Below are 444 nucleotides of genomic sequence, written 5' to 3'. Positions count from 1 at the left end.
ATTGGTGCTTACCAAACGACAGATGCAGAAGCTTGGGTGCCAATAGGTGTTAATTTAGACGCTTATTTAGGACAAGTTATCTACATTGAGTTTAGCTATGGTGGAACAGGAAATGGTTTTGAAGGTGACATGTCTATAGATCAGATTACAGTAGAAACCTGTGGTAACTTCTGTATTGCACCAAGTAATATTATGGCTGCTAATATAACAGATACTTCAGCAGATATCTCGTGGACAGCCAATAACGGCGAGACACAATGGGAGTATGTTATCCAACCTGCAGGAACAGGAACACCAACAGGTGCTGGAACTGTAACAAACACACCAGGATTTATGGCTACAGGCTTGACAGGGCTTACTGCTTACGAAGTATATGTACTGGCAGATTGTGGCGGATTACAAAGTATATGGGCAGGACCATTTACCTTTAATACAGATGTGCAA

Annotated in this window: 1 protein-coding gene; it reads left to right on the top strand. The window is 41.7% G+C overall.

All coding sequences use genetic code 11. The features are described from left to right. Positions 1–444: fibronectin type III domain-containing protein (locus tag ACVC43_RS04325; protein WP_452223344.1), on the top strand; the 444-nt coding region annotated here is incomplete at both ends.

The organism is Lacinutrix chionoecetis, from assembly GCF_053604665.1.
This window is presented reverse-complemented; position numbering and strand designations above follow the sequence as displayed.